General features: G+C 68.1%; 1 protein-coding gene. It reads right to left on the reverse strand.

Annotation, left to right across the window (positions count from 1 at the left end; all coding sequences use genetic code 11):
- Nucleotides 1-390 (reverse strand): hypothetical protein (locus ACLQ24_RS30350; protein WP_425895159.1); only part of this gene is annotated, 390 nt, incomplete at its 3' end.
- Nucleotides 391-401: the final 11 nt, after the last annotated feature.

A 401-nucleotide genomic window follows, 5' to 3' on the forward strand; every position in this document is an offset into this window, starting at 1 on the left:
GAGCAGGAGGTGCGCCAGGGCCGGGGTGATGCGGGGGTGGGTCTTGGTGTGACGTGTGGCGGTGGTGAGCCCTGCCCCGGTGAGGACGGGGCCCAGGGTGACAGCCGTGGTGCCGAGCGTGGCCGTCCAGTCGTAGCCGAGTGAGGCGTTCCCGGGTGAGCGCTGCGAGAGAGTCGGGTGGACGATGCTGACGGTGAGGTCTTCAGACAGTCGGGTAAGGGTTTCGTGGAGATACGCGGGTGTGACTACGACGTGGGGCCGTTGCCCCAGAGCCAGGTGTTGCGCCAGGCACCGCACATCCCATATGGCCTGGTCGCTGGCGTCCCGACCCAGGGGAGCGCCCAGGAAGATCACCTCTCCGTTGAAGTCGGCCACCGCGGCGAGGACCATCTGCCTCATCG

The organism is Micromonospora sp. DT4, from assembly GCF_049841675.1.
GTDB lineage: Bacteria > Actinomycetota > Actinomycetes > Mycobacteriales > Micromonosporaceae > Micromonospora.